Below are 9,100 nucleotides of genomic sequence, written 5' to 3'. Positions count from 1 at the left end.
CTCCCACAGGGGATTATATTGTCAGGGAAACAGGGTATGGCAGAAACACAAACCCCGGCACAAGGCCGGGGTTCGTGGTGCTTCCTTGCAGCCTTACACCAGCGCAGCAATCGCCGCGTTGAAGGTGGTGCTCGGGCGCATGGCCTTGCTGGTCAGCTCCGGGTTGGCGAAGTAGTAGCCGCCGATGTCCACGGGCTTGCCCTGGACCGCATTGAGCTCGGCAACGATTTTTTCTTCGTTGTCGGCCAGGGTCTTGGCCAGGGTGGTGAACTGCGCCTTGAGGGCTGCGTCGTCATCCTGGGCGGCCAGTGCCTGGGCCCAGAACAGGGTCAGGTAGAAGTGGCTGCCGCGGTTGTCGATGCCGCCGACCTTGCGCGAAGGCGACTTGTTGCGGTCCAGGAACTCGCCAGTCGCCTGGTCGAGGGTCTTGGCCAGCACCAGCGCCTTGGGATTGTTGTAGGTCACGCCCAGGTGTTCCAGGGAAGCGGCCAGGGCCAGGAACTCGCCCAGGGAATCCCAGCGCAGGAAGTTTTCTTCCAGCAGTTGCTGCACGTGCTTGGGTGCCGAACCGCCGGCGCCGGTTTCGAACAGGCCGCCACCGTTCATCAGCGGCACGATCGACAGCATCTTGGCGCTGGTGCCCAGTTCCATGATCGGGAACAGGTCGGTCAGGTAGTCGCGCAGTACGTTGCCGGTCACCGAAATGGTGTCCTTGCCTTCGCGGGTGCGAGCCAGGGTGAACTTCATCGCGTCGACAGGCGACATGATGCGAATGTCCAGGCCGCTGGTGTCGTGGTCCTTCAGGTAAGCCTGGACCTTCTCGATCATCACGCCGTCATGGGCGCGCATCGGGTCGAGCCAGAAGATCGCCGGGGTGGCGCTGGCGCGGGCACGGTTGACGGCCAGCTTGACCCAATCCTGGATCGGCGCGTCCTTGGTCTGGCACATGCGGAAGATATCGCCAGCCTCGACGTTCTGTTCCAGCAGGGTGCGACCGTTGTTGTCCGAGACACGGACCACGCCGTCGGCCTTGATCTGGAAGGTCTTGTCGTGGGAACCGTACTCTTCGGCTTTCTTGGCCATCAGGCCAACGTTCGGCACGCTGCCCATGGTGGTCGGGTCGAAGGCGCCGTGCTGCTTGCAGTCTTCGATCACCGCCTGGTAGATGGTGGCGTAGCAGCGATCCGGGATCACGGCCTTGGTGTCGTGCAGCTGGCCGTCGGTGCCCCACATCTTGCCGGAGTCACGGATCATGGCTGGCATCGAGGCGTCGACGATGACATCGCTCGGCACGTGCAGGTTGGTGATGCCCTTGTCGGAGTTGACCATCGCGAGGGATGGACGCACGGCGTAGACCGCCTGGATGTCGGCTTCGATCTGCGCCTGCTGCTCGGCCGGCAGGGCCTTGATGCGGGCGTACAGGTCGCCGATGCCGTTGTTCAGGTTGAAGCCGATCTGCTCAAGCACTTCGGCGTGCTTGGCCAGCGCGTCCTTGTAGTACTCGGCGACGATCTGGCCGAACATGATCGGGTCGGAGACCTTCATCATGGTGGCTTTCAGGTGGACCGACAGCAGGACGCCTTTTTGCTTGGCGTCTTCGATTTCAGCGGCGATGAAGTCGCGCAGGGCGTTTTTGCTCAGCACGGCGCAATCGAGGATCTCACCGGCTTGTACGGTGGTTTTTTCCTTCAGGACGGTGGCGGTGCCGTCCTTGGCGATCAGCTCGATCTTCACGCTGCCCGCGGCGTCGATCAGGGCGGCTTTTTCGCTGCCGTAGAAATCGCCGGCGCTCATGTGAGCGACATGGGACTTGGAGTCGGCAACCCAGGCGCCCATCTTGTGCGGGTGCTTGCGGGCGTAGTTCTTGACCGACAGCGGCGCGCGGCGGTCGGAGTTGCCTTCGCGCAGGACCGGGTTCACGGCGCTGCCCTTGACCTTGTCATAGCGAGCGCGAGCTTCTTTCTCGGCGTCGGTGGTCACGGTTTCCGGATAGTCCGGCAGTGCGTAGCCCTGGGCCTGCAACTCCTTGATCGCGGCCTGCAGTTGCGGCACCGAGGCGCTGATGTTCGGCAGCTTGATGATGTTGGCTTCAGGCGTAACGGCCAGGTCGCCCAGTTCGGCGAGGTGGTCGGCTACGGCTTTGTCACCCAGTTGCTCGGGGAAGCTGGCCAGGATGCGCCCTGCGAGGGAGATGTCGCGGGTCTCCACGGCGATGTCGGCCGAAGCGGTGAAGGCTTCGACGATCGGCAGCAGCGAATAGGTGGCGAGGGCAGGCGCTTCGTCGGTGAAGGTATAGATGATCTTCGAGCGGGTGGGCATATTCGGATTAACTCTCTTCTTTGCTAAAGCATGCGCAGAAACTCGAGGGGCGCCGGGTAAGCGCGTTCGTTCAAAGTCATCCGTGAGCCGAATGTCGAGGTTTCTTCGCGGTGATGTTGGGTGCATCAGTCGAGCGTCAAGCGGTCGGGCCGCGGTAACGGTCCGGCTTTCAAAATGGCGGAAAGTCTCGTTATAGAGCCGTCAGCCGTCGTGACCCTGTGGTCAGCGGCGGCATTATACATAGGTAGCTGGCGATCTGCCGACGGTTCATAGACTTCCGTACACGTCCATTGGTCTAAACGTCGCATGCCAAGGGTGGTGGACTATGCTCATGTTTGGCGCTTTTCCCTTGGTTTTCAGGCTTGTACATTGCGAACTGCGGCACTTTCGTCCTTGATGAGCCTAACGTAGGGTTTGCGTGCCGATTCAACTGGGTTACGCTCGAACGCAAGCCAGATGTTCAATCCAAGCAATGGAGTTCAGCATGGGGTATCAAAAGATTCAGGTTCCGGCCGTCGGTGACAAAATCACCGTCAACGCAGACCATTCTCTTAATGTTCCCGACAATCCGATCATCCCCTTCATCGAAGGTGACGGCATTGGCGTTGATATCAGTCCGGTCATGATCAAGGTGGTCGACGCCGCGGTCGAGAAGGCGTACGGCGGCAAGCGCAAGATTTCCTGGATGGAAGTCTATGCCGGTGAAAAAGCCACGCAGGTCTATGACCAGGACACCTGGCTCCCCCAGGAAACCCTGGATGCGGTCAAGGACTACGTGGTTTCCATCAAGGGTCCGCTGACCACGCCGGTCGGTGGCGGTATCCGCTCGCTGAACGTGGCGCTGCGCCAGCAGCTCGACCTGTATGTCTGCCTGCGCCCGGTGCGTTGGTTCGAAGGCGTGCCTAGCCCGGTCAAGAAGCCTGGCGACGTGGACATGACGATCTTCCGCGAGAACTCCGAAGACATCTACGCTGGCATCGAGTGGAAGGCCGGTTCGGCCGAAGCCACCAAAGTCATCAAGTTCCTTAAAGAAGAAATGGGCGTCACCAAGATCCGCTTCGACGAAGATTGCGGTATTGGCGTCAAGCCGGTTTCCAAGCAGGGCACCAAGCGCCTGGCGCGCAAGGCCTTGCAATATGTCGTCGACAACGACCGCGATTCGCTGACCATCGTGCACAAAGGCAACATCATGAAGTTCACCGAAGGTGCCTTCAAGGAATGGGCCTACGAAGTGGCGGCTGAAGAGTTCGGCGCAACCTTGCTCGACGGCGGGCCATGGATGCAGTTCAAGAACCCGAAGACCGGCAAGAATGTCGTGGTCAAGGACGCTATCGCCGACGCCATGCTCCAGCAGATCCTGCTGCGTCCGGCTGAATATGACGTGATCGCCACCCTGAACCTCAACGGCGACTACCTCTCCGATGCCCTGGCCGCGGAAGTGGGCGGTATCGGCATCGCGCCGGGCGCCAACCTGTCCGACACCGTGGCGATGTTCGAAGCCACCCACGGTACCGCGCCTAAATACGCAGGCAAGGACCAGGTCAACCCGGGGTCGCTGATCCTGTCGGCGGAAATGATGCTGCGCCACATGGGCTGGACCGAAGCGGCCGACCTGATCATCAAGGGCACCAACGGCGCGATTTCGGCCAAGACCGTGACCTATGACTTCGAGCGCCTGATGGATGGTGCCAAGCTGGTGTCGTCTTCCGGCTTCGGCGATGCGCTGATTTCGCACATGTAAGCGAAGCTCGCATACAAAAATGCCCGGTTCGAGCGATCGAAACCGGGCATTTTTATTGGGCGGATAGGCCTTTAGTGATCCTCGGTTACCCGGATCTTGAGGCGGACCGTAGTCGGCTCTGGCTTTTCGCAGGGCTCAGTGCCCTCGGCATCGACGGTGACCGGGCAGATTTCAACGGCGTGTGTGCCCTTTGGCCCTTGTATCATGCAGAACGTCACTGGCTGACCTGCCTTCAGGGTTTTATAACCGTCCATCTGGATTGTCGAGAAATGAGCGAAGAGATCTTCTTCCTTCCCATCCTGGATAATGAAACCGTAGCCCTTGGCATTGTTGAACCATTTGACCTTTCCCTTGACTCGCATGCTGGTGGTACCTGACATACCAATTTCCCTCTGCAACACACCCCGGCAACGGAGTATCATCCTGGTCATCCGCCGTCGATCAATGGAAATCGGATTGACTTCGCGGACCTTTTTAACCCACGGTGGGCTCTATTGGTTGTAACACCGATTTACCGTTAGTCAAGGTGATCGGGCGGTAGCGGTTGAAATCGCCCGCAAGCGGCCCCATCACTGTATTTGCCAACTAAACGAACCTTTCTTTCCATGCATGCAATCAGCCAGATTCGACTAACATTCAATCAGGATCGCCCGGATCAACATGATGACGATTCAGCGGGCATTGCTGTTCAGGAATCAAAGCCCGCTTTACAGGCTCCACCGATGTACAAGGTGGTTTTGTTCAACGATGACTACACACCGATGGATTTCGTCGTCGAAGTGCTCGAGGTGTTTTTCAACCTGAATCGTGAGCTGGCGACCAAGGTCATGCTGGCCGTTCATACAGAGGGACGGGCAGTATGTGGTGTGTTTACCCGCGACATCGCGGAGACCAAGGCCATGCAGGTCAACCAATACGCCCGGGAAAGCCAGCATCCGCTACTCTGTGAAATCGAGAAGGACGGTTAACGCCGACCACTTGGGTATGAGGTGAACCATGTTAAACCGCGAGCTCGAAGTCACCCTCAATCTTGCCTTCAAGGAGGCTCGTTCGAAACGTCATGAATTCATGACCGTCGAGCACCTGCTGTTGGCCCTATTGGATAACGAGGCTGCCGCCACCGTTTTGCGTGCCTGCGGCGCGAACCTCGACAAACTCAAGCACGATTTGCAGGAGTTCATCGACTCCACCACGCCGCTGATCCCCGTTCACGACGAGGACCGCGAAACCCAGCCAACCCTGGGCTTCCAGCGGGTGCTGCAGCGTGCTGTCTTTCATGTGCAGAGCTCGGGCAAGCGTGAAGTGACCGGGGCCAACGTGCTGGTCGCCATCTTCAGCGAGCAGGAAAGCCAGGCGGTGTTCCTGCTCAAGCAGCAGAGCGTCGCGCGTATCGATGTCGTCAACTACATCGCCCATGGCATCTCCAAGGTGCCGGGGCATGGCGATCATTCCGAGGGTGAACAGGATATGCAGGATGACGAGGGCGGTGAGTCTTCTTCTTCAGGCAATCCGCTGGACGCGTATGCCAGCAACCTGAACGAGCTGGCCCGCCAGGGTCGCATCGATCCGCTGGTTGGGCGCGAGGCGGAAGTCGAGCGTGTTGCGCAGATTCTCGCCCGGCGCCGCAAGAACAACCCGTTGCTGGTGGGCGAGGCGGGCGTGGGCAAGACCGCGATCGCCGAAGGCCTGGCCAAGCGCATCGTCGACAACCAGGTGCCGGACTTGTTGGCCAACAGCGTGGTGTATTCCCTCGACCTGGGTGCCTTGCTGGCCGGTACCAAATACCGTGGCGATTTCGAGAAGCGCTTCAAGGCGCTGCTCGGCGAGCTGAAAAAACGCCCGCAGGCGATCCTGTTCATCGACGAGATCCACACCATCATCGGCGCAGGCGCTGCGTCGGGTGGCGTCATGGATGCCTCGAACCTGCTCAAGCCGCTGCTGTCCTCGGGTGATATCCGTTGCATCGGCTCGACCACGTTCCAGGAATTCCGTGGGATCTTCGAGAAGGACCGTGCCCTGGCACGGCGTTTCCAGAAGGTCGATGTGTCGGAGCCGTCGGTGGAAGACACCATCGGCATCCTGCGTGGCCTGAAAGGGCGTTTCGAGCTGCACCACAACATCGAATACAGCGACGAGGCATTGCGCGCCGCTGCCGAGCTGGCGTCGCGCTACATCAATGATCGGCACATGCCGGACAAGGCCATCGACGTCATCGACGAGGCGGGCGCCTACCAGCGGCTGCAGCCGGTGGAGAATCGCGTCAAGCGCATCGAAGTGCCGCAAGTCGAGGACATCGTCGCCAAAATCGCGCGGATTCCGCCAAAGCACGTCACCAGCTCCGACAAGGAACTGCTGCGTAACCTGGAGCGCGACTTGAAGCTGACAGTGTTCGGCCAGGACGCGGCGATCGACTCGCTGTCCACTGCGATCAAGCTGTCTCGTGCAGGCCTCAAGTCGCCGGACAAGCCGGTCGGTTCCTTCCTGTTCGCCGGGCCTACCGGTGTCGGCAAGACCGAGGCGGCTCGGCAACTGGCCAAGGCGATGGGCATCGAGCTGGTTCGCTTCGACATGTCCGAATACATGGAACGTCACACCGTATCGCGTCTGATCGGTGCGCCTCCGGGCTATGTCGGTTTCGACCAGGGCGGCCTGTTGACCGAGGCGATTACCAAGCAGCCTCACTGCGTACTGTTGCTCGATGAGATCGAGAAAGCGCATCCGGAAGTCTTCAACCTGCTGCTGCAGGTCATGGACCACGGTACGCTGACCGACAACAACGGGCGCAAGGCGGATTTCCGCAACGTGATCATCATCATGACCACGAACGCCGGTGCCGAGACCGCGGCGCGCGCTTCGATCGGTTTCACCCATCAGGACCACTCGTCCGATGCGATGGAAGTGATCAAGAAGAGCTTCACGCCTGAATTCCGCAATCGCCTGGACACCATTATCCAGTTTGGTCGCCTCAGCCATGAGGTCATCAAGAGCGTGGTGGACAAGTTCCTTACCGAACTTCAGGCGCAGCTCGAAGACAAGCGTGTGTTGCTGGAAGTCACCGATGCGGCGCGCAGTTGGCTGGCGGAAGGTGGTTACGACGTGACGATGGGTGCGCGGCCGATGGCTCGTCTGATCCAGGACAAGATCAAGCGTCCCCTGGCCGAGGAGATCCTGTTTGGCGAACTGGCCGAGCATGGCGGTGTGGTTCACATCGACATCAAGGACGGCGAACTGACCTTCGACTTCGAAACCACGGCCGAAATGGCCTGAGCGTTACCTGCAATAAAGAAAGCAAAAGGCGCCGAAAGGCGCCTTTTTTGCCGTTCCATGCCCACACCATGCCTTGTTGTAAGCAAAGCGCAAGATCATGTTTCACTGCCAATCCTTGTGGGAGCGAGCTTGCTCGCGATAGCGGCGGCACATTCGGCATTTATGCAAGCTGACCCACCGCTATCGCGAGCAAGCTCGCTCCCACAGGGAATCTGTGTTCTGAAAGGTCGGGGCAAATAGCAGGCAAACAAAAACGCCCGGCATGAGCCGGGCGTTTTGTATTGACTTGTTAGCGGGCGCGGTAAGTGATGCGCCCTTTGCTCAAGTCATAGGGCGTCAGCTCGACGCGCACTTTGTCACCGGTAAGAATACGAATGTAGTTCTTGCGCATCTTGCCGGAGATATGCGCGGTTACGACGTGCCCATTTTCCAACTCCACACGAAACATGGTGTTGGGCAGGGTGTCGACGACAGTGCCTTCCATTTCGAAGCTGTCTTCTTTCGACATGCAGTAAAGCCCTCGGTATCCAGTGAATGGCCCGGTGCAACTGCGCCAGGCAAAAGCGGCGTGCATTGTGCCCGAAAAAGGGGGGGCAAGCCAAGGGGTTCTTCGGAGTTACTCAATGAACGCGGCGCTTGGATAAGGCGCAGGCTACGAGCGACCCCTAGTTCAGGACAACCCACCGCTGGTTGATGAGTAATTCAATGGGCCGATATTGCGTCTTGTAGTTCATTTTTTTGCAGTTCTTGATCCAGTAGCCCAAGTACACCGCTTCCAGGTCGAGGCGTCGGCATTCATTGATCTGCCAGAGGATCGCGTAACGTCCCAGGCTGCGTTTTTCTTCGTCGGGCTCATAGAAGGTGTATACCGCCGAGAGTCCGTTGGGCAGCAGGTCGGTGACGGCGATGGCCACCAGCCGACCCTCGAGGCGGAACTCATAAAAACGTGAGAACGGCAGGTCGCGCACCAGGAAGGTCGAAAACTGATCCCGGCTGGGCGGGTACATGTCGCCGTCGGCGTGGCGCTGTTCGATGTAGCGCTGGTACAGGTCGAAATATTCTTCGGTGAACTGCGGCTTGGCAGGGCGGACCTGCACGTCGGCGTTACGCTTGAAAATACGCTTCTGCTGCCGGTTGGGGGTAAATCGGGCCACGGGAATGCGCGCCGGAACGCACGCATTGCAATGCTGGCAATGGGGCCGGTAGAGGTGATCGCCGCTGCGACGAAAGCCCATCTCCGACAGGTCTGCGTAGACATGCACATCCATGGGCTGGCTAGGGTCGAGGAACAGCGTCGTGGCCTGCTCCTCGGGCAGGTAACTGCAGGAATGGGGTTGAGTGGCATAGAACTTCAAGCGCGCCAACTCGGTCATGATCAACCCTCGGTATAAGCTTCAAATTCAAGTGTAAGCCAGGAGCGCGAATATCGCTCAGCAAACCCAGGTGGCCTGGTTCGGTTGGTCCAGATGGGCCTGCAGGTAGCCGGCAAACGTCGTGCGGGGAATCGACCGTGCGCCGAGGCTGTGCAGGTGCTCCGTGGGCATCTGGCAGTCGATCAGCACGAAACCCGCTTCCTTGAGATGTTGGACCAGGGTTGCGAAGCCGAATTTCGACGCATTGTCGGCCCGGCTGAACATGGATTCGCCAAAAAACAGTTGCCCCATCGCCAGGCCGTAGAGGCCGCCCACCAGTTCGCCTTGGTCCCAGACCTCCACCGAGTGGGCGAAGCCGCGCCGGTGCAGTTCCAGATAAGCGGCCTGCATGGCGTCGGTG

At 59.4% G+C, this 9,100-nt stretch carries 8 protein-coding genes; 3 read left to right on the top strand and 5 right to left on the bottom strand.

Features of this window, described 5'->3' with window-relative positions; translation table 11 throughout:
• Positions 1 to 93 precede the first annotated feature (93 nt).
• A complete protein-coding gene (locus tag OC610_RS15070; RefSeq protein WP_264428719.1) occupies positions 94 to 2,319 on the bottom strand; it encodes an NADP-dependent isocitrate dehydrogenase in 2,226 nt (741 codons plus the stop codon).
• Between the two features lie 484 nt (positions 2,320 to 2,803).
• Here OC610_RS15070 and icd point away from each other — a divergent pair, with 484 nt between their 5' ends.
• Complete coding sequence (gene icd / locus OC610_RS15065; RefSeq protein ID WP_030141334.1) at positions 2,804 to 4,060, top strand: NADP-dependent isocitrate dehydrogenase; 1,257 nt, start codon at positions 2,804 to 2,806, stop codon at positions 4,058 to 4,060.
• 71 nt (positions 4,061 to 4,131) lie between these two features.
• Here icd and cspD read toward each other — a convergent pair whose 3' ends face one another.
• Positions 4,132 to 4,440, bottom strand: coding sequence for a cold shock domain-containing protein CspD (gene cspD, locus OC610_RS15060; RefSeq protein ID WP_408636594.1), 309 nt, complete (start codon positions 4,438 to 4,440; stop codon positions 4,132 to 4,134).
• A gap of 225 nt (positions 4,441 to 4,665) precedes the next feature.
• On the opposite strand from cspD, the gene clpS reads away from it, so the two are divergent.
• Positions 4,666 to 5,028: an ATP-dependent Clp protease adapter ClpS gene (gene clpS / locus OC610_RS15055; RefSeq protein ID WP_030141336.1), complete on the top strand. Its 363-nt coding sequence runs from the start codon at positions 4,666 to 4,668 to the stop codon at positions 5,026 to 5,028.
• A gap of 28 nt (positions 5,029 to 5,056) precedes the next feature.
• Positions 5,057 to 7,327, top strand: a complete 2,271-nt coding sequence (clpA, locus tag OC610_RS15050; protein WP_030141337.1) for an ATP-dependent Clp protease ATP-binding subunit ClpA — start codon at positions 5,057 to 5,059, stop codon at positions 7,325 to 7,327.
• A 289-nt stretch (positions 7,328 to 7,616) separates the two neighbouring features.
• On the opposite strand, the gene infA is transcribed toward clpA, so the two are convergent.
• The 3 genes from infA to OC610_RS15035 all read right to left on the bottom strand — a co-directional run.
• Positions 7,617 to 7,835, bottom strand: a complete 219-nt coding sequence (gene infA, locus OC610_RS15045; RefSeq protein WP_002553999.1) for a translation initiation factor IF-1 — start codon at positions 7,833 to 7,835, stop codon at positions 7,617 to 7,619.
• A gap of 157 nt (positions 7,836 to 7,992) precedes the next feature.
• Positions 7,993 to 8,700, bottom strand: coding sequence for an arginyltransferase (locus tag OC610_RS15040; protein ID WP_264428715.1), 708 nt, complete (start codon positions 8,698 to 8,700; stop codon positions 7,993 to 7,995).
• 57 nt (positions 8,701 to 8,757) lie between these two features.
• Positions 8,758 to 9,100 (bottom strand): leucyl/phenylalanyl-tRNA--protein transferase (locus OC610_RS15035; RefSeq protein WP_264428713.1); only part of this gene is annotated, 343 nt, incomplete at its 5' end.

Origin of the sequence: Pseudomonas agronomica, from assembly GCF_025917275.1 — a bacterium.
Classification (GTDB): domain Bacteria; phylum Pseudomonadota; class Gammaproteobacteria; order Pseudomonadales; family Pseudomonadaceae; genus Aquipseudomonas; species Aquipseudomonas agronomica.
Note: the sequence above shows the minus strand (reverse complement) of the source record. Positions and strands in the feature narration are given on the sequence as shown.